This is a genomic window from Lysobacter sp. H21R4, assembly GCF_015277535.1.
GTDB classification, from domain to species: domain Bacteria; phylum Pseudomonadota; class Gammaproteobacteria; order Xanthomonadales; family Xanthomonadaceae; genus Novilysobacter; species Novilysobacter ciconiae.
This window is the reverse complement of record NZ_CP063772.1, coordinates 2220030-2243475: the sequence shown is the minus strand read 5'-3', so window position 1 is coordinate 2243475 and position 23446 is coordinate 2220030. Positions and strand designations below refer to the sequence as shown.

General features: G+C 68.2%; 17 protein-coding genes, 1 other RNA gene and 2 pseudogenes. 19 read left to right on the top strand and 1 reads right to left on the bottom strand.

Features of this window, described 5'->3' with window-relative positions:
- Positions 1-80: 80 nt before the first annotated feature.
- The 17 genes and pseudogenes from rsmI to lpxC all read left to right on the top strand — a co-directional run bounded on the left by rsmI (position 81) and on the right by lpxC (position 18929).
- A complete protein-coding gene (rsmI, locus tag INQ40_RS10245) occupies positions 81-908 on the top strand; it encodes a 16S rRNA (cytidine(1402)-2'-O)-methyltransferase (RefSeq protein WP_194340347.1) in 828 nt (275 codons plus the stop codon).
- Positions 909-1145: 237 nt separating this feature from the next.
- Positions 1146-1524: RNase P RNA component class A (gene rnpB, locus INQ40_RS10240), an RNA gene on the top strand.
- Between the two features lie 402 nt (positions 1525-1926).
- Positions 1927-2373, top strand: coding sequence for a division/cell wall cluster transcriptional repressor MraZ (mraZ, locus tag INQ40_RS10235; protein WP_193984280.1), 447 nt, complete (start codon positions 1927-1929; stop codon positions 2371-2373).
- Positions 2370-3323: pseudogene (gene rsmH / locus INQ40_RS10230) on the top strand (16S rRNA (cytosine(1402)-N(4))-methyltransferase RsmH); the annotation flags it as partial. The gene mraZ and the pseudogene rsmH, both read left to right, overlap by 4 nt.
- Positions 3324-3343: 20 nt before the next feature.
- Positions 3344-3607 carry a cell division protein FtsL gene (gene ftsL / locus INQ40_RS10225; protein ID WP_193987335.1) on the top strand — a complete coding sequence of 88 codons (264 nt, stop codon included), beginning with the start codon at positions 3344-3346 and terminating at the stop codon, positions 3605-3607.
- A 131-nt stretch (positions 3608-3738) separates the two neighbouring features.
- The gene (locus INQ40_RS10220; RefSeq protein WP_228482203.1) at positions 3739-5544 is read left to right on the top strand and encodes a penicillin-binding transpeptidase domain-containing protein; all 1806 of its coding nucleotides are present in this window, start codon (positions 3739-3741) and stop codon (positions 5542-5544) included.
- Between the two features lie 44 nt (positions 5545-5588).
- A complete protein-coding gene (locus INQ40_RS10215; RefSeq protein ID WP_194342519.1) occupies positions 5589-7061 on the top strand; it encodes a UDP-N-acetylmuramoyl-L-alanyl-D-glutamate--2,6-diaminopimelate ligase in 1473 nt (490 codons plus the stop codon).
- Positions 7058-8488, top strand: coding sequence for a UDP-N-acetylmuramoyl-tripeptide--D-alanyl-D-alanine ligase (murF, locus tag INQ40_RS10210; RefSeq protein WP_194340344.1), 1431 nt, complete (start codon positions 7058-7060; stop codon positions 8486-8488). The genes INQ40_RS10215 and murF overlap by 4 nt, the downstream gene beginning before the upstream one ends.
- On the top strand, positions 8478-9560 hold the full coding sequence (gene mraY, locus INQ40_RS10205) for a phospho-N-acetylmuramoyl-pentapeptide-transferase (protein ID WP_194340343.1): 1083 nt from the start codon (positions 8478-8480) through the stop codon (positions 9558-9560). The genes murF and mraY overlap by 11 nt, the downstream gene beginning before the upstream one ends.
- Positions 9560-10915: a putative lipid II flippase FtsW gene (ftsW, locus tag INQ40_RS10200; RefSeq protein WP_194340342.1), complete on the top strand. Its 1356-nt coding sequence runs from the start codon at positions 9560-9562 to the stop codon at positions 10913-10915. The genes mraY and ftsW overlap by 1 nt, the downstream gene beginning before the upstream one ends.
- Positions 10912-12036, top strand: a pseudogene (gene murG / locus INQ40_RS10195) (undecaprenyldiphospho-muramoylpentapeptide beta-N-acetylglucosaminyltransferase); the annotation flags it as partial. The gene ftsW and the pseudogene murG, both read left to right, overlap by 4 nt.
- Positions 12037-12056: 20 nt before the next feature.
- Entirely contained in the window at positions 12057-13499 is a 1443-nt protein-coding gene (murC, locus tag INQ40_RS10190) for a UDP-N-acetylmuramate--L-alanine ligase (RefSeq protein ID WP_194342517.1), read from the top strand.
- Positions 13496-14479, top strand: coding sequence for a D-alanine--D-alanine ligase (locus tag INQ40_RS10185; RefSeq protein WP_228481992.1), 984 nt, complete (start codon positions 13496-13498; stop codon positions 14477-14479). Before murC ends, INQ40_RS10185 begins: the two co-directional genes overlap by 4 nt.
- Positions 14476-15198 (top strand): cell division protein FtsQ/DivIB, encoded by a 723-nt coding sequence (locus INQ40_RS10180; protein ID WP_194340341.1) that lies wholly within the window; start codon positions 14476-14478, stop codon positions 15196-15198. Before INQ40_RS10185 ends, INQ40_RS10180 begins: the two co-directional genes overlap by 4 nt.
- A complete protein-coding gene (ftsA, locus tag INQ40_RS10175) occupies positions 15182-16432 on the top strand; it encodes a cell division protein FtsA (RefSeq protein WP_043958191.1) in 1251 nt (416 codons plus the stop codon). Before INQ40_RS10180 ends, ftsA begins: the two co-directional genes overlap by 17 nt.
- A gap of 109 nt (positions 16433-16541) precedes the next feature.
- A complete protein-coding gene (ftsZ, locus tag INQ40_RS10170; RefSeq protein WP_194340340.1) occupies positions 16542-17777 on the top strand; it encodes a cell division protein FtsZ in 1236 nt (411 codons plus the stop codon).
- A gap of 234 nt (positions 17778-18011) precedes the next feature.
- Positions 18012-18929 carry a UDP-3-O-acyl-N-acetylglucosamine deacetylase gene (lpxC, locus tag INQ40_RS10165; RefSeq protein WP_194340339.1) on the top strand — a complete coding sequence of 306 codons (918 nt, stop codon included), beginning with the start codon at positions 18012-18014 and terminating at the stop codon, positions 18927-18929.
- 192 nt (positions 18930-19121) lie between these two features.
- On the opposite strand, the gene INQ40_RS10160 is transcribed toward lpxC, so the two are convergent.
- Positions 19122-19580 (bottom strand): DUF721 domain-containing protein, encoded by a 459-nt coding sequence (locus INQ40_RS10160; RefSeq protein ID WP_194340338.1) that lies wholly within the window; start codon positions 19578-19580, stop codon positions 19122-19124.
- Positions 19581-19662: 82 nt separating this feature from the next.
- Between INQ40_RS10160 and INQ40_RS10155 the strand changes: the two genes are divergently transcribed.
- On the top strand, positions 19663-20496 hold the full coding sequence (locus INQ40_RS10155; RefSeq protein WP_228482202.1) for a M23 family metallopeptidase: 834 nt from the start codon (positions 19663-19665) through the stop codon (positions 20494-20496).
- Positions 20497-20655: 159 nt separating this feature from the next.
- Positions 20656-23400: a preprotein translocase subunit SecA gene (secA, locus tag INQ40_RS10150; protein ID WP_194340336.1), complete on the top strand. Its 2745-nt coding sequence runs from the start codon at positions 20656-20658 to the stop codon at positions 23398-23400.
- Positions 23401-23446 lie beyond the last annotated feature (46 nt).

The following is a 23446-nucleotide window of genomic DNA, read 5'->3' as shown; positions in this document are numbered from 1 at the left end:
CCGCGGGATCGGGCGTGACGGGATCAGGCGCGACCTCCCCAAGGGCGACATCCGCGTCGCGCATCCCTACCATCGGTGCGATGGACAAGCCCGGCACCCTGTACATCGTCGCTACGCCCATCGGCAACCTGGGCGACATCTCCGCGCGCGCGCTGGAGGTGCTGGGCAGTGTCGACGCCATCTGCGCCGAGGACACCCGCCACACCCGCCAGTTGCTGTCCCACTTCGCCATGGAGCGGCCGCTGCTGGCCCTGCACCAGCACAACGAGGAGGCCCAGGCGGGCCAGCTTGTCGCCCGCCTGCAGTCAGGCGACTCCTTGGCACTCGTCTCCGACGCCGGAACGCCGCTGGTAAGCGATCCCGGCTTCCGCCTGGTGCGTGTCGCCCGAGCTGCCGGCATCCGCGTCTCGCCCGTCCCCGGTGCCTGCGCCGCAATCGCCGCCCTCAGCGTGGCCGGCATCGCCTCGGACCGTTTCGCCTTCGAAGGCTTCCTGCCAGCGAAGTCCGGTGCGCGCCGCGAACGCCTGGCCCGTCTCGCCGCCGAGCCGCGCACCCTGGTGTTCTACGAGTCCGCCCACCGCATCGAAGAGTCGCTTGCCGACATGGCCGCGGCATTCGGCCCTGATCGCCGCGCCATGCTGGCGCGCGAGCTGACCAAGCTCTTTGAGACCGTCCTTGATGGCGGCCTGGCTGAACTGCTCGCCCGTGTGCAGGCCGACTCCAACCAGCGCAAGGGCGAGTTTGTTCTGGTGGTCGAAGGGGTCGTCGATGAGGCCGAGTCGCAGCTGATTGAAGGTCGCCGTCTGTACGGCAAGCTTTCCGCCCACCTGCCGCCCTCAGCCGCTGCCAAACTCGCTGCCGAACTCAGTGGCGCTCCCCGCAAAGCCCTGTACGGCGGCGATAGCTGACAGACGCCCGCTGCCGATCGCAGCGTCGCCCGCAATCTGCTGGCTTTGGCCCGTCTTTCGGCCACCGAAATGTCGCAGGGCGCCTGCCGGGTGTCCCGCTCACCAAGCGAATATCGTGGAGCGACTGAGCGGGATTCCCGGCAGGCGCTGTCCCCGCGAATCCTCGCTGAACCCAGGCGTCATTCGGAACCCAACAACGCACCGAAGCACCCACGCAAGCGGTAAACTGCCCGAGGCGGAGTCGGCCAGACAGTCGCGTCATCGCAGCGGAGCAATCCGTCGCGGTGCCGAGGAAAGTCCGGGCTCCACAGGGCACGGTGCCAGGTAACGCCTGGGCGGCGCAAGCCGACGGAAAGTGCAACAGAGAGCAGACCGCCGAACGGTCGGGTGTTCGCAGGAATGCGCGATGCGTGGCAAGGGTGAAACGGTGCGGTAAGAGCGCACCGCGAGTCTGGCAACAGACCGGCATGGCAAACCCCACCGGGAGCAAGACCAAATAGGGACTCATGGCGCGGCCCGCGTCGGGTCCGGGTAGGTTGCTTGAGCGTATCGGTGACGATGCGCCTAGAGGAATGACTGTCCACGACAGAACCCGGCTTATCGGCCGGCTCCGCCACTTTCTTCTTTCCTGGTGCCCCTTGACGGGAAACGTGCCGGCCAGGTCGTGCGCACGGCCGTGGCGCTGTTCATTTAGCGCGGGTCCTGCATTGCAGCATTAAGGCTTTGTGAAGGAGGAGTTTGAACTCCGTTCGCTTGTCCAGAGCGCTGCGTCTCAAAATATGAGACGAAACAACGCTTAGTGGCCAAGACTTGAATTGAACTCTCAAGTGTTCTGCAAGCCATTGATCCCGTTGGTGAATTTGCCCCTGAAAGTCGTTGACATCGCCAGGGGCGCTCCCTAAGGTGGTGATCAGTGGGAAAGCCGGGTTTTTTGTGGTTTTCCTTGGCTGCAGCCGGGGAGCCCCGGTTGCCCGACCGGTAAACCGTCCTCCGAGGCGGGCCAAAACCAGGGTGCGCAATGTTCCAGGGCGAAACCGCCATCACGATCGACGAGAAGGGCCGGATGGCGGTGCCCACCGCCTTCCGCGACGACGTCGCGCGTGACTGTGGCAACCGCCTGGTGATCACTTACAACCCGTTCGAGGTTGGCTCCCTGTACCTCTACCCGGTCGAGGCCTGGGAGCGCGTGCGCGACCAGGTCAACAAGCTGCCCAAGGCCAAGCGCGTCAACCGGGCCATGCAGCTCAAGCTGGTGGGCGCCGCGGCGTTCGTCGAGCTGGACGGCAACGGCCGCCTGACGATTCCCGCCAGCCACCGCGCTGCGGTGGGGATCGAGCGCAAGGCCGTGCTGCTGGGCATGGGCGAGAAATTCGAACTCTGGAGCGAGCAGGCTCACCACGCACAGATCCGTCAGACGGTGTCCGACGATGATCTGAGCGAGGACCTTCTCGACCTGCAGCTATGACGGCCGGTGGCGTGGAGCGGGCAGCGCCCTCCGGCCACCTCCCCGTGATGTACCGGCAGTCCCTGGACGGTTTGCAGGTCAACGGGAAGGGCACGTATCTGGACGGCACCTTCGGTCGCGGCGGGCATGCGCGCGGCGTGCTCGACCTGCTCGGGCCCGACGGCCGCCTGCTGCTGATGGACAAGGATCCCGACGCGATCGCGGTGGCCGAGCGCGACTTTGGCGGCGACCCGCGGGTGTCGATCTTTCGCGGCAGCTTCGCGGCGATGGGCAGCTGGGATGCGGCCAACGCCGGTCTGGATGGCGTGTTCCTTGATCTGGGCGTGTCCTCGCCGCAGCTGGATGTCGCCGAGCGCGGTTTCAGTTTCAGCAAGGACGGTCCGCTGGACATGCGAATGGACCCCGACAGCGGGCAGAGCGCCGCGCATTGGCTGGCCAGCGCCGATGACCAGGAGATCGCCGATGTGCTGTGGACCTACGGTGAGGAGCGCCAGTCCCGGCGCATCGCCCGCGCCATCGTCGCCCGCCGCGCCGAGGAGCCGCTGGTAAGCACCGCGCAACTGGCCGAGCTGATCGCCGCGGTGATGCCGCGCGGCAAACCCGGCTCCGACAAGAGCCGGATCCATCCGGCCACCCGCAGCTTCCAGGCGATCCGCATTTTCATCAACCGCGAGCTGGCCGATCTGGAAGCGGGTCTGGATGCGGCGCTGGACTGCCTGAAGGTCGGCGGCCGGCTGGTGGTGATCAGCTTCCATTCGCTGGAAGACCGCATCGTCAAGCAGTTCATCAACCGCCACGCCAAGGCGCCGCCGTCCAACCGCAGGCTGCCGGTGGAGATCGCCTTCGCCCCGCGGCTGGCCGCCATCGGCGGCGCGCAGAAGGCCGATTACGCCGAGACGTCGGTGAACCCGCGCTCGCGCTCGGCGGTGCTGCGGGTCGCCGAGAAGCTCGCCGTGCCGGAGGCCGCATGATCCTGCGCCTGCTGCTGACGGTGCTGGTGGTGGCCAACCTGGTCACCGCGCTGGGTGTCGTGCATGCGCGCCATCGCCACCGCGTGCTGTTTGTCGAGCTCAACCAGCTGGACAAGGCGCGCGATGAGCTGGACATCGATTTTGGGCGGCTGCAGCTGGAGCAGGCCACCTGGTCGGAGAGCAACCGCATCGACCAGGTCGCGCGCGATCGCCTCGGCATGAAGTTTCCCGAAAGCGAGGAAACCGTGGTGATCCGGCCATGAGCCTGCGCTCCAGCAAGCGCGTGCGCGACGGCGATGCCGGCGGCACTGCGTGGAGCCGTCTGCGCGAGCGTTTTGGCCTGGGCGCCAGGACCCGCCTGCGCGGTCGCAGCAATTACAACATCCGCCATCGCATGGCCCTGGTCGGCGGCGCGCTGGCGCTCTGCTCGGTGGCGCTGGTTGCGCGTGCGCTGCACGTGCAGGTGCTCAACAACGACTTCTACGTGCGCCAGGGCGATGCGCGCTCACTGCGCGAACTGCCGATCCCGACCTCGCGCGGCATGATCACCGACCGCAACGGCGAGCCGCTGGCGGTCTCCACCCCGGTGGATTCGCTGTGGGCCAATCCGCCGCAACTGCTGCAGCATCCGGACCGCATCCCCGAGCTGGCGCAGGCGCTGGGCGTGCCGGCCGATGAGTTGGCCCGCAAGCTCAGCCAGCGCGCCGACAAGGAATTCATGTACCTGGCGCGGCGGATGAACCCCGAGCGCGCCAAGCAGGTCCTCGATCTGGGCGTGCCGGGCGTGTTCAACCAGCGCGAGTTCCGCCGGTTCTACCCGCAGGGCGAGGCGATTGCCCACGTGCTGGGCTTCACCAACATCGACGACCGCGGCCAGGAAGGCCTGGAACTGGCCTTCGACAGCTGGCTCAGCGGCGTGCCGGGGGCGAAGCGGGTGATCCGCGACGGCCAGGGCCGGATCATCGAGAACGTCGATTTGATCCGCCCCGCCGAGCCCGGCCACGACCTGACCCTGACCATCGACCGCCGCGTGCAGTACCTGGCGTTCCGCGAGCTGCGCCACGCGCTGCACGAGGCCAAGGCCTCGGCCGGCTCGGCGGTGGTGCTGGACGTGGACACCGGCGAGGTGCTGGCGATGGCCAACCTGCCCAGCTACAACCCCAACCAGCTCGATGGCGGCGGTGGCGACACCCGCCGCAACCGCGCCGTCACCGACGTGGTGGAACCGGGTTCGACCATGAAGCCGATCACCGTCGGCGCCGCGCTGACCGCCGGCACGGTCAGCCTGGACACCGTGGTCAACACCAACCCCGGCACCATGCGCAACGGCCGCTACACCATCAGCGACTTCCGCAACTACGGCGCGCTGACCGTCACCGGCGTGCTGACCAAGAGCTCCAACGTCGGCGCGGCCAAGCTGGCGCTGGCGCTGCCGGATGCCGGTTTCTACGAGTTCATCCACGGCTTCGGCTACGGCAACAAGCCCGGCAGCGGGTTCCCGGGTGAAGCCTCCGGGCTGCTCGCCGCGCCGGGCCAGTGGAGCGGCACGACCAAGGCCACCATGTCGTACGGCTATGGCCTGTCGGCCACCCCGCTGCAGATCGCCGTCGCCTACGCGGCGATTGCCAACGGCGGCCGGGTGATCGCGCCGACCTTCGTCAAGGGCCAGCGCAACGAATCCACCCAGGCGATGAGCCCGGAAGTCGCGCGTCAAGTGCTGACGGCGATGCAGACGGTCACCGAGACGGGTGGCACCGCCACCCTTGCGGCGATCCTGGGTTACCACGTCGCCGGCAAGACCGGGACCTCGCGCAAGTTCAGTGGCACCGGTGGTTACTCGCGCCAGTACATCGCCCTGTTCGCCGGGGTGGTACCGGTGGAGAACCCGCGGTTCGCGATGGTCGTGGTGATCGACGACCCCGACGCCAGCAAGGGCCACGGCTACGGCGGCGGTGCGGTCGCCGCGCCGGTCTTCAAGAGCGTGATGGAAGGCACGCTGCGCCTGATGGACGTGCAGCCCGACGATATCGAGACCTGGCTGGCGGCCCAGGCGGACGCGCGTGACAAGCGGATTCGCGCCAATGGTGGCAAGCCGCTGGCGGGTGTGCCGGTGCTGCCGCAGGCGGCGCAGGAGCCCGAGCCGCCGGTTTACGAGCCCGCCGACCTGCCGGCGCCGGTCAGCATCGGAGTCGCGCCATGAGCGGCATGCCGAAGCTGCGCGTTCCGCAGGCGAATCTGCGCCGGATGCCACTGGCTGAACTGCTGCCGGACGTGGCCGGGATTCCGGCCGGGCTGGAGATTTCCGGGCTGGTCCAGGACAGCCGCGAGATCCGCGCCGGCGACGCCTTCGTGGCGATCGGCGGATTCGGCACCCACGGCCTGAAATTCGTTGAGCAGGCGCGCGCTGCGAACGCGGCGGTCATCCTGTACGAACCACCCGCCAGCGCCGACACGCCGGCGCCGGCGGATGCGCTCCCCGTGCCTGGCCTGCGCTCGCGCATGGGCGAGATGGCCGACCGCTTCCACGACCGGCCCAGCGCCGCAATGCGGATGGTCGGTGTTACCGGCACCAACGGCAAAACCTCCACGGTCCAGTTGCTGGCCCAGGCCTGGCAGTTGCTGGGCGTGCGCGGCGCCAGCATTGGGACCCTGGGCGTCGGCTTCGACGGTGCGCTGGTGCCCACCGGGTTCACCACGCCGCTGGTGCTCAACGTGCACGAGTTGCTGGCCGGCCTGCGCGACGGCGGCGCCGAAGCGGTCGCGATGGAAGTCAGCTCGCACGCCCTGGACCAGGGCCGTGTCGATGGCGTCCATTTCGACGTGGGCGTGTTCACCAACCTCAGCCGCGACCACCTCGACTACCACGGCGACATGGACACCTACGCGGCGGCCAAGGCGCGCCTGCTGGCCTGGCCGGGACTGCAGTCGGCGGTGGTCAATCTGGACGATGCGCACGGAGGGGCGATGCACGCGGCGCTTCCCGCCAGCGTCAACGCGATCGGCGTGAGTTCGCGCGGCAATGCGTCGGCAGCGGTCCGGGCCGAGGACGTGCAGCTGGACAACGCCGGCGCCACGTTCGAGCTCGTGTTCCACGCGCAGCAGGGCGCGCAGCGCTTCCCGGTGCGCTCGGCGCTGCTGGGTCGCTTCAACGTCGACAACCTGCTGGCGGTCGCCGGCGCGCTCCTCGGGCTGGGGGTTGCGCCGCAGGACATCGCCGCGACGCTCAGCCAGTTGCGCCCGATCCACGGCCGCATGAACCGGCTGGGCGGCGCGCATGGCAAGCCGCTGGTGGTGGTGGACTTCGCCCACACGCCCGATGCGCTGGAGCAGGCGCTCGCATCGCTGCGCGACCACGCCACCGGCCGTCTGTGGTGCGTGTTCGGTTGCGGCGGCGAGCGCGACCGCGGCAAGCGCCCGCAGATGGCGGCGATCGCCGAGGCCGGCGCCGACGCAGTCGTGGTGACCGATGACAACCCGCGCCACGAGGACGGCGACGCGATCGTGGCCGACATCCTCGCCGGGTTTACCGAGCCTGCGGACGCGGTCGTGCTGCGCGACCGGGCCGCTGCGATTGCCCATGCGGTCGGCCGGGCCGGCGCGGACGACATCGTGCTGATCGCCGGCAAGGGCCACGAGCCCGACCAGGACATCGCCGGCGTAAAACACCCATTCGATGACACGCAGGTCGCCCGCGCGGCACTGGAGCGCCGGGCATGAAGCCGCTGCAACTATCCGAAATTGCCCGCATGGTCGGCGGCCGCCTGCACGGCGACGACGTCGTGGTGGACGCGATAGCCACCGACACCCGCAAATTGCCGGGCGGTGGAAACGCGCTGTTCGTCGCGCTGAAGGGCGAGAACTTCGACGGCCACGAGCACGTCGCAGCGGCGGCGCAGGGCGGGGTCGCGGCGGTGCTGGTGTCGCGCCTGCTCGAGGTGTCCGTGCCGCAGGTGCTGGTCGCCGATACCGAGCGCGCGCTGGGCGACTTCGCCGCTGCCGTGCAGCGCCAGCGCAGCGGCCACGTGGTCGCGATCACCGGCAGCAACGGCAAGACCAGCGTCAAGTCGATGCTGCTGGCGATCCTGGAGCGCGTCGCTCCCGCCTACGCCAACCCGGGCAACTTCAACAACGAGATCGGCCTGCCGCTGTCGGTATTGGCCGCGCCCGAAGACGCGCGTTTCTCGGTCTACGAGATGGGCGCGGGCAAGCCGGGCGACATTGCGTATCTGGCGGCAATCGCTCGGCCTGACGTGGTCCTGGTCAACAACATCGCGCCGGCCCACCTGGAGCGGATGGGCAGCCTGCTCGGCGTGGCCGATACCAAGGCGGCGATCTACGACGCGCTGCCGCCGCAGGGCGTGGCGGTGATCAACGCCGATGACGCCTTCGCGCCGTATTTTGCCGAGCGCGCACACGGCCGCCGGCTGGTCCGGTTCGGCCTGGATGCCAGCGCCGATGTGACCGCGCGCGACGTCGTTGCGGGCGTGGACGGCTCGCGTTTCATCCTGGTCACGCCGGACGGAACCGTTCCGGTGACGCTCGCGCTGCGCGGGCGTCACAACGTGCGCAATGCACTGGCTGCCGCGTCGCTGGCCGTCGGCCTAGGCGTGTCGCTGGAGGCGATTGCGCAAGGCCTGCAGGCCGCAGTGCCGGTCGACGGCCGCATGGTCGCCCGGTCGTTGGGCAACGGGGCCACCTTGATCGACGACAGCTACAACGCCAATCCCGGCTCGCTGGCAGCCGCGATCGACACGCTGGCGGCGATGCCCGGCGCGGGCTGGCTGGTCATGGGCGACATGCGCGAGCTGGGTGCCGATGCCGAGGCAATGCACGCCCAGGCCGGACGCCAGGCACGGGCCGCGGGCCTGCAGCGGCTGTTTGCGCTGGGCAGCCTGAGCGCCGCCGCGGCTGCGGAATTCGGGGACGGCGCCAGCGTGCATGCCGACCACGCCGCATTGGCCGACGCGCTGGCCGCCGCGCTGGCGAAGGACGCGCTGGTGCAGGACGCGCTGATACAGGACCAGGGCACGCCGGTGAACGTGCTGGTGAAGGGTTCTCGCGGCAGCGCGATGGACAGGGTCGTGACGGCATTGCTGTCGATGCAACGCCCCACGGGGCCGGAGGACGATACCGATGCTGCTTGAACTGGCGCGTTGGCTCGAGCAACTGGACAGCCTGTTCGGTCTGTTCAACTACCTGACATTCCGGGGCATCCTGAGTGCCTTGACCGCGCTCGCCCTGTCGCTGTGGTGGGGGCCGGCGGCGATCCGCAAACTGGCCCAGTACAAGGGCGGCCAGCCGATCCGCAGCGACGGCCCGGAAAGCCACTTCTCCAAGGCCGGTACACCGACCATGGGCGGGGGGCTGATCCTGCTGACCGTGCTCGCCTCGGTGCTGCTGTGGGGCGACCTGCGCAACAAGTATGTCTGGGTGGTGCTGGCGGTGATGGTCGCCTTCGGCGCCATCGGCTGGTACGACGACTGGATCAAGATCGTCCACCGCGATCCCAACGGCCTCAAGTCGCGCTGGAAATACCTGCTGCAGTCGATCTTCGGGCTCGCGGCCGGTGTGGTCCTCTATATGACCGCCGATGTACCGGCGGCGACCACGTTCTACATCCCGATGTTCAAGTCACTCGCATTCCCGATGGGCGCGGGGCTGATCGTCGTGGCCTATTTCTGGATCGTCGGTTTCTCCAACGCGGTCAACCTGACCGACGGGCTGGACGGCCTGGCGATCATGCCGACCGTGCTGGTCGCCTGCGCGCTGGGCGTGTTCGCCTATGCCTCGGGCAACGCGGTGTTTTCCGAATACCTGCAGATCCCGCCGGTGCCGGGGGCGGGCGAACTGGTGATCATCTGTGCCGCGATCGCGGGCGCCGGACTGGGTTTCCTCTGGTTCAACACCTACCCGGCGATGGTGTTCATGGGCGACATCGGCGCGCTGGCGCTGGGCGCCGTGCTGGGCGCGATCGCGGTGATCGTCCGCCAGGAGCTGGTGCTGGTGATCATGGGCGGCGTGTTCGTCGTCGAGACGCTCTCGGTGATGATCCAGGTTGCCTCGTTCAAGCTGACCGGCAAGCGCGTGTTCCGCATGGCGCCGATCCACCACCACTTCGAGCTCAAGGGCTGGCCGGAGCCGCGCGTGATCGTGCGCTTCTGGATCATCTCGGTCGTGCTGGTCCTGGTCGGCCTAGCCACGTTGAAGGTGCGCTGATGAACGATTCTGCGCGCCAGGCCACTCGCATCGACGACATCCAGGGCCGCCTTGACCCGTGGCTGCTGGCCGTGGTGCTGGCGCTGTCGTCGCTGGGACTGGTGATGGTCGGTTCCAGCTCGATCTCGCAGCACCCCGATCCCTTCCACTACCTGACCCGGCACCTGGTGTTCCTTGCCGGTGGTCTGGTGCTGGCGGTGTGGGCGACGCGAATCGAGTTGCGCACGGTGGAGCGCTACAACCAGCTGATGCTGCTGGCCTGTTTCGTGCTGCTGTTGATGGTGTTCGTGCCGGGCCTGGGCGTCAGCGTCAAGGGCGCGCACCGCTGGATCAACGTGGGCGTGTCGAACTTCCAGGTGGTGGAGGCGGTCAAGGTCCTCTTCATCATCTGGCTGGCGAGTTATCTGGTGCGCTTCCGCGACGAGGTCAATGCGACCTGGATCGCCATGCTCAAGCCGCTGGTGGTCGTCGCCGCGCTGGTCGGGCTGCTGTTGCTGCAGCCGGACTTCGGTTCGTCCTCCCTGCTGCTGGCGATCACCGCCGGACTGCTGGTGCTGGGCGGGGTCAACATGCCGCGGATGTTCCTGCCGGTGCTGATCGGCCTGCCCGCGCTGGCGTTCATCGCCGTGCTTGAGCCGTACCGGATGCGCCGGCTGACCTCGTTCATGGATCCCTGGGCGGACCCGTTCAATTCCGGCTACCAGCTGACCAACGCGCTGATGGCGGCCGGACGCGGCGAGTGGCTGGGCGTCGGCCTGGGCAGCTCGATCCAAAAGCTGTCCTATCTGCCCGAAGCGCATACCGACTTCATCCTGGCGGTGATCGCCGAGGAACTGGGCTTTGTCGGCGTATGCGCGATCATTGCGCTGTACGCGCTGCTGGTGGGGCGCGCGTTCTGGATCGGCCTGCAGTGCGTGGAAATGCGACGCCATTTTTCGGCATATCTGGCCTTCGGCATCGCGCTGTGGATCGGCCTGCAGAGCTTCGTCTCGATCGGCGTAAACCTCGGCCTGTTGCCGACCAAAGGGCTGACCCTGCCGCTGATTTCCTCCGGCGGCTCCAGTGTCCTGATGACCTGCGCGGCGATGGGACTGCTGCTGCGGGTGTCCTACGAGCTGGAGCGGGCCAAGCGCCAGATGGCGCGACTGCGCGGCGACGCGGGGCGCGAGGACCTGCAGGCGGAAGCGGCCGTCAGCGCAGGCGGCAGACCGCATCGCGTCGCCGGACCCACATCCGCAAGCGCGCCCAATCCTCCGGCTGCGGCACCGGTATTTGCCCGCAAGCGCGCCGATGCAGGCCGCGGCACGAGCCGGCTGCAGCAGCGCATCGAGCCGACGCTTGGGGGAATGGCATGAACGCCGCCGTTGACCCGCGTCCGGTGATGATCCTCGCCGGCGGCACCGGTGGGCATATTTTCCCCGGCCTCGCCGTGGCCCGGCAACTGACGGCGCGCGGCGTGCCGGTCACCTGGCTGGGCGCGGAAGGCGGCATGGAAACGCGCCTCGTGCCCGCCCAGAACATCCCGATCGACACCATCGCGGTGCGCGGCGTGCGCGGCAAGGGTGTCACCACGTTGCTGGCCGCTCCGGTCAAGCTGTTGTCCGCCGTGCGGCACGCCGCGGCGGTGCTGCGCTTGCGGCGCCCACGCGCGGTGATCAGCTTCGGTGGCTATGCGGCCGGGCCCGGTGGCCTGGCTGCGCGCCTGGCCCGGATCCCCTTGTTCGTGCACGAGCAGAACCGCGCGGCAGGCATGACCAACCGCGTGCTGGCTCGCCTCGCCCAGCGGGTTTTGACGGGATTCCCGGACACCTTTGCCAACGAGGAAGTGGTCGGCAACCCGGTGCGCGAGGAGATCGTGCAGGTCGCCGCGCCGGCGCAGCGCTTCGCCGGCCGCCAGGGGCCCTTGCGCCTGCTGGTGCTGGGCGGCAGCCAGGGCGCGCGCGCCTTGAATACCGCTGTACCGCAGGCGCTGTCATCGCTCCGCGAGAGCATTGGACCGGTCGAGGTGCGTCACCAGTGTGGCCAGGCGCAGGTCGAGGACGCCGAGCGCCGCTATGCCGATGCCGGTGTGCCGGCGAGCATCGAGCCGTTCATCGCCGACATGGCCGACGCCTACGCATGGGCCGACCTGGTGGTGTGCCGCGCCGGCGCGCTGACCCTGGCCGAACTGTGCGCGGTCGGCGTGGGCAGCGTGCTGGTGCCGTTCCCGCAGGCGGTCGACGACCACCAGACCCGCAACGCGCGGTACCTGGTCGACCGCGACGCGGCCGTGTTGCTGCCGCAGGCGCCTGCCGACGACCTCGCCGAGCGCATGGTCGCGGCCATTGAGAGCATCTGCGGGCGCGATGAGCTGCTTCGCCTCGCCACCGCCGCGCGTGCGCTGGCGCTGCCGGACGCCGCCAGGCGCGTCGCCGACATCGTTCTGGCCGGTTCGGCCGGCCGCGAGCTTCCTTCTTCCCCCCAATCTTCCCAGGAGCCCGCTGCATGAGCAGTACCGTGCGCCGCCGGCTGCAACACGATGGCGATCTGGCCAAGGCCTTCCCGCGCGTCCATTTCATCGGTATCGGCGGCACCGGCATGAGCGGCATCGCCGAGGTGATGTGCACGCTGGGCTATCAGGTGTCCGGCTCGGACCGCGCCGACAACGCCGTGACCCGGCGCCTGTCGCGCCTGGGCATCGATGTCCATCAGGACCACGCTGCCGCCAACGTGCTCGGCACCGACTGCGTGGTCGTCTCCAGCGCGATCCGCGACGACAACCCGGAAGTGGTCGAAGCGCGCACGCAGCGCATCCCCGTGGTCCCGCGCGCCGAAATGCTGGCCGAGCTGATGCGCTTCAAGCGCGGCATCGCCGTTGCCGGCACCCACGGCAAGACCACGACCACCTCGCTGACCGCCAGCGTGCTGGCCGAGGGCGGCATTGATCCGACCTTCGTCATCGGTGGCCAGCTGCTCGCCGCCGGTGCCAACGCCAAGCTCGGCGGCGGCGACTGGCTGGTGGCCGAGGCCGACGAGAGCGACGGCAGCTTCCTGCGCCTGAGCCCGCAGATCGCGGTGGTCACCAATATCGATGCCGACCATCTGGAAAATTACGGCGGCGACTTTGCCAACGTCCAGGCGGCGTTCGGCGAGTTCATGCTGCGGCTGCCGTTCTACGGCCTCGCGGTGCTGTGCATCGACGATCCCGAAGTCGCCCTGCTGGCCGAGCGCACGCCGCGCCACGTGATGACCTACGGCCTGTCGGCGGAAGCCGACGTGCGCGCCGAGGACGTCACCCAGACCGGCGCGCGGATGCACTTCATCCTGTGCCTGCCCGGCGGCGAGCGCTGCCCGGTCACCCTGGCGCTGCCCGGCGGACACAACGTGCTGAACGCGCTGGCCGCGGCCGCGGTGGGCTGGCAGCTGGGCGTGGAGCCGGCCGCGATCGCCCGCGCGCTGGAGGCATTTGCGGGCATCGGACGCCGCTTCAATGTGCTGGCCGACATTGCCTTGCCACGGGGCGGCACGGCCACCGTGGTCGACGACTACGGCCACCACCCCAACGAATTGGCCGCGGTGTTCCAGGCCGCCCGCGGCGGCTGGCCCGAGCGCCGCCTGGTGGTCGCCTTCCAGCCGCACCGCTACAGCCGCACCCGCGACCTCTTTGACGATTTCGCCGCCGTGCTCTCCGACGTCGATGCGCTGATCCTCACCGAGGTCTACGCCGCCGGCGAGGCACCCATCGCGGGCGCCGACGAGCGCGCCCTGGCCCGCGCGATCAGAGCCCGCGGGCGCATCGACCCGGTCGTGATCGGGCCGGTGGCCGAACTGCCCGAGGTCCTCGTCGACGTGCTTGAGGACGGCGACCTGCTGCTGTTGATGGGCGCCGGCGATATCGGCCACGCCGCGCAGCAGCTTGCCCTCGATGGACTCCCCACGACCCAGGAAGGTGACGCGTGAGTACCCCGACTGCCCCGCACATCGCCCCGCAACGCACCACCGATCCGGCCCGCTTCGGGCGGGTGGCGGTGCTGATGGGCGGCACCAGCGCCGAGCGCGAGGTGTCGCTGGATTCCGGCCGCAATGTGCTGGAAGCGCTGCAGTCACGCGGCGTGGATGCCTTTGCCGTGGACGGTATCCCGGCACTGGTCGATCTGGTCCGCCAGGGCGGCGTGGACCGTGTGTTCAACATCCTCCACGGCGGTGATGGTGAAAACGGCGTGCTGCAGGGCCTGCTGGAGGCGCTGGGCGTGCCCTATACCGGCTCCGGCGTGCTCGGCTCGGCGCTGACCCTGGATAAAATCCGCACCAAGCAAGTCTGGCTCAGCCTCGGCCTGCCGACGCCGCGTTTCGTGCGCCTGATGGCGGGCGACGACATGCACGCCGCCGCCCGTTCGCTGGGTCTGCCGGTGTTCGTCAAGCCGTCCTGCGAGGGCTCCAGCGTCGGCGCGTTCCGCATCCTGCACGAGGACGACCTCGCCGCGGCCGAAGCCTTCGCCGCCGGTTACGAAGGCGAGCTGCTGATGGAGCAGATGATTGTCGGCGACGAACTCACCGTCGGGATTCTCGATGACGCGAACGGCCATCAGGCGCTGCCGTCGATCCGGATCGTGCCCGCGGGTAAGTGGTACGACTACCACGCCAAATATATTGCCGACGACACCCAATACCTTTGCCCGGGGCTGGATGGCGAAGCCGAGACCGAGCTGCGCCGGCTTGCGATGGCGGCGTTCACGGCGGTGGACTGCCGAGGCTGGGGCCGGGTGGACGTGCTGCGTGATCGGGACAGCGGCAACCTGTATCTGCTTGAAATCAATACCGCGCCAGGCATGACCGGCCATTCGCTGGTGCCGCAGGCCGCCGCCAAGATCGGGATCGACCTCGCCGCTCTGTGCTGGCGCGCGCTGGAATCATCAATGCGGGAGGACGCCGGCTGGTGAACGCCCTTCTGCGCCTGCTGGGTTGGCTGCTTGCAGTGACGCTGGTCGTCCTGCCGGTGGTCGGCCTGCTCAACGGCTGGGTCGGTGCCGAGCACTGGCCGCTGAGCAAGCTGCGCGCCACCGCGCAGTTCCAGCGCGTGGACGAGACCCTGCTGCGCGACACCCTGATGCCGTTCGCGCGCCAGGGCTATTTCGCGGTCGATCTGGACGCGGCGCGCGCCGCCGTGGCCGCACTGCCCTGGGTCGAGCACGCCGAGGTGCGCAAGCGCTGGCCCGACGTGTTGGAGGTGCACCTGGCCGAGCACGTCCCGTTCGCGCGCTGGGATGACAACCAGCTGCTGTCCGAGCAGGGCCGGCTGTTTCCCGCCGCCAACATCGACATCCCCGCCGAGCTGCCCTTGCTGGGCGGGCCCGACACGCGCATCGACGAGGTGGTCGAGCTCTACAACCAGACGCGGACGATGTTTGCCCCGCTCGGACTGGAGGTGCGCGAGGCCCGCCTGGACCCGCGCGGCAGCTGGACGCTTCGCCTGGACAACGGCGCCGAGGTCATCGTCGGCCGCCACGAGGCGCGCGGTCGCCTCAACCGCTTCGTGCGCCTGTTGCCGCAACTGCTGGCCCAGCAGGCGCAGGTACTGGCGCGCGCCGATCTTCGCTACACCAACGGTTTCGCACTCGTGTGGGCCGACAGCAGGGAAAACCATGAATCGCAAGGGTGACAAACATCTGATCGTCGGCCTCGATATCGGCACCTCCAAGGTGGTGGCGCTGGTGGGCGAGTACAGCCCCGGCCACACCGGCCCGGACAACCCGATCGAGGTCATCGGCATCGGCAGCCACGAGTCGCGCGGCCTGCGCCGGGGCGTGGTGGTGGACATCGAATCCACCGTGCAGTCGATCCAGCGCGCGATCGAGGAAGCCGAGCTGATGGCCGGCTGCGAGATCCGCTCGGTCTACGCGTCCATTTCCGGCAGCCACGTGCAGTGCCGCAACTCGCAGGGCATCGCCCCGATCCGCGACGGCGAGGTCAGCGTGGCCGATCTGGACCGGGTGCTGGACGCGGCCAAGGCGGTCGCGATCCCGGCGGACCAGAAGATCCTCCACGCGATCCCGCGCGACTACGTGCTGGACCATTCGCAGGAAGGCATCCGCAACCCGATCGGCATGACCGGCGTGCGCCTGGAAGTGCATGCCCACCTGGTGGTGTGCGCGCAGTCGGCCGCGGCCAACGTCAGCAAGTGCGTGCAGCGCTGCGGCCTGCAGGTCGACAGCCTGATCCTGGGCGTGCTGGCCTCGGCCAACGCGGTGCTGACCAGCGACGAGCGCGAGCTGGGCGTGGTGCTGGTCGACATTGGCGCGGGCACCACCGACATCGCGGTGTTCGTGCAGGGCGCGATCGCGCACTCGGCCAGCCTGGGCATCGCCGGCGACAAGGTCACCGAGGACATCGCCCACATGCTGCGCACGCCGACCCCGGAGGCCGAGCAGATCAAGGTCCGCTACGCCTGCGCGCTGGCGCAGATGGCCACCGCCGAGGAATCCATCCAGGTGCCCTCGGTCGGTGACCGCGCACCCCGGCGCATGCCGCGCGCCTCGCTGGCGCAGGCCGTCCAGGCCCGTTACGAGGAAATCTTCGAGATGGTCCAGGCCGAGCTGCGCCGCAGCGGCTTCGAGCAGCACGTGCGCGCCGGAATGGTGCTCACCGGCGGGGCCTCAAAGATGGAAGGGGTGGTGGAACTGGCCGAGGAAATGCTGCAGATGCCGGTGCGGGTGGGCATCCCCCAGCACGTCACCGGTCTGGGCGAGGTGGTGGGCAACCCGGTCCACGCCACCGGTGTGGGGCTGCTGCTGATGGGCAGCCAATTCGAGAATCCGCGCCGTCCGGTGATCAACACCGGCCGCGCAGGTTCGCTCTTCAACAAGCTCAAGAGCTGGTACAGCGACCACTTCTGAGCAGCGGTGCACGACAGCGGCGGGCGAGACGGCAGGCAGACGAACAGACGCGGCACGCAACACGAAAGACCACGGCAGCAACCAAAACTAGACCAACGAGGACACGGACATGGCACATTTCGAACTGGTGGAAAACATGGCGCCGAATGCGATCATCAAGGTGATCGGCGTCGGCGGCGGCGGCGGCAATGCGGTCGCCCACATGGTCAGCAACAACGTTGACGGGGTGGAGTTCATCACCGCCAACACCGACTCGCAGGCGATCAAGAACTGCGGCGCCAAGCTGCAGCTGCAGCTGGGCAACAACGTCACCAAGGGCCTGGGTGCAGGCGCCAACCCCGAGGTCGGCCGCCAGGCCGCGCTGGAGGACCGCGAGCGCCTGATGGACGCGCTGGAAGGTGCCGACATGGTCTTCATCACCGCCGGCATGGGCGGCGGTACCGGGACTGGCGCGGCGCCCGTCGTGGCCCAGCTGGCCAAGGAGATGGGCATCCTGACCGTCGCCGTGGTGACAAAACCGTTCCCGTTCGAGGGTCGCCGCCGCATGCAGGTCGCGCTCAAGGGCATCGAGGAGCTGAGCCACCACTGCGACTCGCTGATCACCATCCCCAACGAGAAGCTGATCACCGTGCTGGGGCGCAACGCGACCATGGTGCAGGCGTTCCGCGCCGCCAACGACGTCCTGCTGGGCGCCGTGCAGGGCATCGCCGACCTGATCGTGCGTCCGGGCCTGATCAACGTCGACTTCGCCGATGTGCGCACCGTCATGTCCGAGATGGGCCTGGCGATGATGGGCAGTGGCGCCGCCAAGGGCGATGACCGCGCCCAGGCCGCCGCCGAGGCCGCCGTGCTCAACCCGCTGCTGGATGACGTCAACCTGCAGGGCGCCAACGGCATCCTGGTCAACATCACGGCCGGCCCGGACTTCACCATGGCCGAGTTCGACGAGGTGGGTCGCACGGTGGAGGCGTTCGCGTCCGAGGACGCGACCATCGTCATCGGTACCGTGCTGGACCCCGACATGCAGGACGAAGTGCGCGTGACCGTCGTTGCCACCGGCCTCAACCGCGGTGCCGGCAGCAAGGTCAAGGGTGTCGAAGGCAACCGCGCGCCGATCCAGCTGGTCCGCAACGCCACCACCGGCCAGCCGGAGTTCCCGGTCGACGCGATTTCCTCCTCGTCAGCCTCCTCGTCGGAGTCGCGCGCCCCGTCGGTGCCGAGCTTCAGCAGCAGCCTGCGCGGTGAATCGACCAAATCCGAGCCGGCCGCGGCGACCGGCGCGGCCGACTTCGGTCCCGACAGCTACCTCGACATCCCGGCATTCCTGCGCCGCCAGGCGGACTGACCCGCCTGCCGCCCGTGTAATGCCATCGCTTGAAGCTGTAATGCCGTAGTCCGGTTCGTCTTGGCTCCGCGGGTGTCCTCGCGGGGCATTTGGGCCGGTCGTCCGCCATCAGGCGCGGCGACCGGTCATTTTTCGGCCGTGGTGCACACGCGCTGTTCAGGGCCAATTGATCTGCCTCCAATAGGCTGCGTGGTACCGTTACCCGGTTTTTCCCTCTTCAGGCACACCTATTCCATGCTGCGTCAGCGCACCCTCAAGAACGTGATCCGCGCCACCGGCGTGGGGCTGCACAGCGGCGAAAAGGTCTTCCTCACCATGCGTCCGGCACCCGCCGACGCAGGCATCGTTTTCCGGCGCATCGACCTGGATCCGGTAGTCGACATCCCCGCGCGCGCCGACCTGGTCACCGAAACCACGCTGTGCACCGGGCTCAGCCTGGGTGCGGCCAACGTGCAGACGGTCGAGCACCTGATGTCGGCACTGGCAGGACTGGGCATCGACAACGCCTACATCGACCTGTCCGCGGCGGAAGTGCCGATCATGGACGGCTCGGCCGGCCCGTTCGTGTTCCTGCTGCAGTCGGCAGGCATCGTCGAGCAGGACGCCGCCAAGCGCTTCATCCGCATCCTGCACCCGGTCGAGGTGCGCGATGGCGACAAGTTCGCCCGCTTCGAGCCGCACGACGGTTTCCGGGTCGGCTTCACCGTGGTGTTCAAGCACCCGGCGATCCCCGATTCGCAGTCGCGCGCCGAGGTCGAGTTCTCGACCATCAACTACATCAAGGAAGTCAGCCGCGCGCGCACGTTTGGCTTCATGCGCGACCTGGAGTACATGCGCGAGCGCAACCTCGGCCTGGGCGGGTCGATGGACAACGCCATCGTGCTCGACGAGTTCCGTGTCCTCAACGAGGACGGCCTGCGCTACGCCGACGAGTTCGTGCGCCACAAGATCCTCGACGCCATCGGTGACCTGTACCTGGCCGGCCACGCCATCATCGGCGCGTATGAAGGCTTCAAGTCCGGCCATGCGCTCAACAACAAACTGGTCCGCGCGCTGCTCTCCGAGCAGTCGGCCTGGGAGATCGTCAGCTATACCGAAGACGAGGATCCGCAGGCGATTTCGACCGCGTTTGGCCGCTTGGCGACGGTCTGAGCGTTACTCCCAGTGGCGGTGCAACGTTAGCCGTGCATGCATCACGAATGTGACTGCTTCACGTCTTTTTAATGTTTTCTACACGAATTAACCTCGGGTTTTTAACAAATCCGGGGTTTTTGACCTTTAGGATGCCCCGTCGATGTTCACTTGTTCGTCACGGCGAGACACTCGCAGGACGAATCCAAGCGCTCATCCGGCGTCGTCCGACCCATCGGGGTCGGTGGATTTGAGGGACGCCAGCGCAGCCTCGAGCGATTTTTTCGCGGCCGCGGACATGGTCACGGTTTTCGCGGGTGCCGGAGGGGCCGCTGCGCGCGAAGGAAGGCTTGTCTTGATGACGAGCTCCGCCGCGTCCAGACCCATGGATCGGGCACCCGACATCAGTTCCGGAGCGAGCAGGCGCAGTTTGGCCCGCCACACCGGGGAATCCACCAGATAAACGAGCCTGCCGTGCTCGTGATTCGCCAGCCGCGCATGCGCGGACAGCGGGAACGGCAGGAGTGGCCTTAACCGGCGGTCCAGTTCGTCGAGCCAGAGGGCGCGGCGGAGCGTGTTACCTGCAGGCACCGCCAGCAGCGCATCCAGCGCAGCGGTAGGCGTTGAAGGCGGACGCGTTGACTTGCCCGGTTTTGGTTGGAATTCAGACATCGGACCTATGACCTATCAAGACATCCTAAATAAATCGCGTGGCACCTGGGCCTCACTGGCCCACCGCGCGCTTCAGGCCGCCATGCAGCGCCCGCTGGGCGCCGGCGCGGTACTTCTGGGCGGCGGGCTGATGCTCGGCCTGGGTACAGGCTACGCGGCCAACCACGGCTTGCGCGACCAGGTCGCCCAGCAGCAGGTGCAGATCGACTCGGCCCAGGCCGACGCCCAGCGCGAAATCAATGCCCTCGCCGCACGCCTGGGTGAACTGCAGGCCGAAGCCAACCGGCTCAACGCCCTCGGCAAGCGCCTGACCCGCATCGGCCAGCTGCAGGACGGCGAATTCGACTTCAACGAGCCCGTCGGCGTCGGCGGTGTCGGCCCGGTGGAAGACATGCCCAAGGGCGAGCTCGACCAGGGCCTGTCGGAACTGGGCGAGCAGTTCCGCGCCTCCGGCGAGCAGCTCTCCGTGCTGGAATCGCTGCTGTTCAACCGCCAGCTGGACATGAACGCGGTGCCGTCGCGCGAGCCCATCGAGAGCTACATCACCTCCAATTTCGGCCACCGCGCCGACCCGTTCCGCGGCGGCCGCGCCTTCCACAAGGGCATCGACTTCAAGGCCCAGGTCGGCGATCCGGTGATGGCGGTGGCCGACGGCGTGGTCAGCTTCGCCGGCGTGCGCAGCGGCTACGGCAACACCATCGAGATCGACCACGGCAACGGCTACGTCACCCGCTACGCGCACAATTCGCGCCTCAGCCGCAAGGTCGGTGGCCTGGTCCGCGCGGGCCAGGAAGTCGCCAAGGCCGGCTCCAGCGGCCGTTCCACCGGCGCCCACGTGCACTTCGAGGTGTGGCAGAACGGCCAGGCCGTCAATCCGAAGAAATTCCTCAACCAGCAGTCGCCGCTGCACGGCTGATCCGGTCGCGCGCAGAGGGAGTTTGCGCTGGTGGGTGGCATTGCCGGCGGGCTTGATAGGCGCCCGCCCGCCCCCACGCTAGAATAGGCGTTTACCAAGACAGGGTGCCCCGCGCCCTGTTTTTGTTTCCGCCGTCATGACATCCGACTGGAACCATCCATGCTCAACAACATGCTTACCCGCGTCTTTGGCAGCCGCAATGACCGTCTGCTCCGCCAGTTGCAGCGCACGGTCGTCAAGATCAACGCGCTCGAGCCGGAGATGGAGAAGCTCAGCGACACCGAGCTGCAGGCCAAGACGCCGGAGTTCAAGCAGCGGCTGCAGGACGGCGCCAAGCTCGACGACCTCCTGCCCGAGGCGTTCGCGGTCTGCCGCGAAGCCTCCCGCCGCGTGCTGGGCATGCGCCCGTATGACGTCCAGCTGATCGGCGGGATGGTGCTGCATCTGGGCAAGATCGCCGAGATGCGCACCGGTGAGGGCAAGACCCTGGTCGGCACGCTGCCGGTCTACCTCAACGCGCTGACCGGTGAGGGCGTGCACCTGGTCACCGTCAACGACTACCTGGCCCGGCGCGATTCGGCCTGGATGGGCAAGCTGTACAACTGGCTGGGTCTGAGCGTGGGCGTGGTCTATCCCAACATGCCGCACGGCGACAAGGCGGAGGCCTACGCCGCCGACATCACCTACGGCACCAACAACGAGTTCGGCTTCGACTACCTGCGCGACAACATGGCGCTGTCGAAGGAGGACCGCCACCAGCGCGGCCTGAACTTCGCCATCATCGACGAGGTCGACTCGATCCTGATCGACGAGGCGCGCACGCCGCTGATCATCTCCGGCCCGGCCGAGGATTCCCCCGAGCTGTACATCAAGGTCAACCGCATCGTGCCGTTGCTGGTGCGCCAGGAGACCGAGGAAGGCGAGGGCGACTACTGGGTCGACGAGAAGGGCAAGCAGGTCCACCTCTCCGAGGAAGGGCAGGAGCACGCCGAGCAGCTGCTGCGCGACGCCGGCATCCTCGGCCCGGACGAGGACGAAGGCCTGTACTCGCCGGCCAACCTGGCCGTCGTCCACCACCTGAACGCCGCGATGCGCGCCCACGCCATCTACCAGAAGGACGTGGACTACATCATCCGCGACGGCGAGATCGTCATCGTGGACGAGTTCACCGGCCGCACCCTGGCCGGCCGGCGCTGGTCGGACGGCCTGCACCAGGCGGTCGAGGCGAAGGAAGGCGTGCCGGTCCAGCGGGAGAATCAGACGCTGGCCTCGATCACCTTCCAGAACCTGTTCCGGATGTACAACAAGCTGGCCGGCATGACCGGTACGGCCGATACCGAGGCGTTCGAGTTCCAGAGCATCTACGGCCTGGAAGTGGTGGTGATCCCGACCAACCGCCCGGTCAAGCGCATCGACAGCCCGGATGCGGTGTTCCTCAACCGCGCCGGCAAGTACCGCGCGGTCGCCGCCGAGATCAAGGAAGCCCACGCCAAGGGCCAGCCGGTGCTGGTGGGCACGACCTCCATCGAGGTCTCCGAGATGCTCAGCCAGCAGTTGACCGCCGAGGGCATCCACCACGAAGTGCTCAACGCCAAGCAGCATGAGCGCGAGGCGACCATCGTCGCCCAGGCCGGCCGCCCCGGCGCGATCACCATCGCCACCAACATGGCCGGTCGCGGTACCGACATCGTGCTGGGCGGTTCGGTGGACAACGAGATCGCGATGCTGGAAGCCGAGACCGGCGAGCCCGTCGACGAGGCCACCCGCGCGCGCCTGAAGGCCGAATGGAAGGAGCGCCACGAGGCGGTCAAGGCCGCCGGCGGGCTGCACATCGTGGGCACCGAGCGCCACGAAAGCCGCCGCATCGACAACCAGCTCCGCGGCCGCGCCGGCCGCCAGGGCGATCCTGGTTCCTCGCGCTTCTATCTGTCGCTGGAAGACAACCTGATGCGCATCTTCGCCGCCGACTGGGTGCAGAAGGTGATGGCGCGGATGGGCCTGAAGGAAGACGACATCATCGAAAGCCCGCTGGTGTCCAAGCAGATCGCCAACGCGCAGCGCAAGGTCGAGGCGCACAACTTCGACATCCGCAAGAACCTGCTCGACTTCGACGACGTCAACAACGACCAGCGCAAGGTGATCTACGGCCAGCGCAACGAGCTGCTGGAGGCCGAGAGCGTCCAGGACAACATCGAGGGCATCCGCGAGGACGTCATCAACGCCGCGATCGCCCGCTTCGTGCCGCCCAACTCGATCGACGAGCAATGGGACCTGCCCGGTCTGGAGGCCCTGATGGCGGCCGACTTCAACATGCAGATCGACGTGCAGGGTTTCGTCAACGGCCGCGAGGAGGTCGACGACGAGGCGGTGACCGAGTTCGTGGTGGAAGAGGTCAACCGCCAGGTCGCGGAGCGCGAACGCCAGCTGGGCGCGGAAACGATGCGCATGCTGGAGAAGCACTTCATGCTCAACGTGCTCGACCAGAGTTGGAAGGAGCACCTGGCCCAGATGGACTACCTGCGGCAGGGCATCCACCTGCGCGGCTACGCCCAGAAGCAGCCCAAGCAGGAGTACAAGCAGGAGGCCTACCTGCTGTTCTCCAACATGCTGGAGAAGGTCAAGCACGACGTCATCAGCCTGCTGGCGCGCGTGCGCATCCGCAGCGAGGAGGAGGTCGCGGCGCTGGAGGCGCAGGAGCGTGCGCAAGCCGAGGCCAAGGCCAAGCAGATGCAGTTCCAGCACGCCAGCTCGGGCGGTTACAGCGCCGATGAAGAGGCGGCCGAAGCCCAGCAGGCCCTGGCCCGCGGCGCGGCCAATGCCGAAGTCACCCGCGTCGGCCGCAACGAGCTCTGCCCGTGCGGCAGCGGCAAGAAATACAAGCATTGCCATGGTCAGCTGGTCTGACCCCAGCCCCGACGGCAGTAGATGGCGGATGCCCGGTGCATCCGCC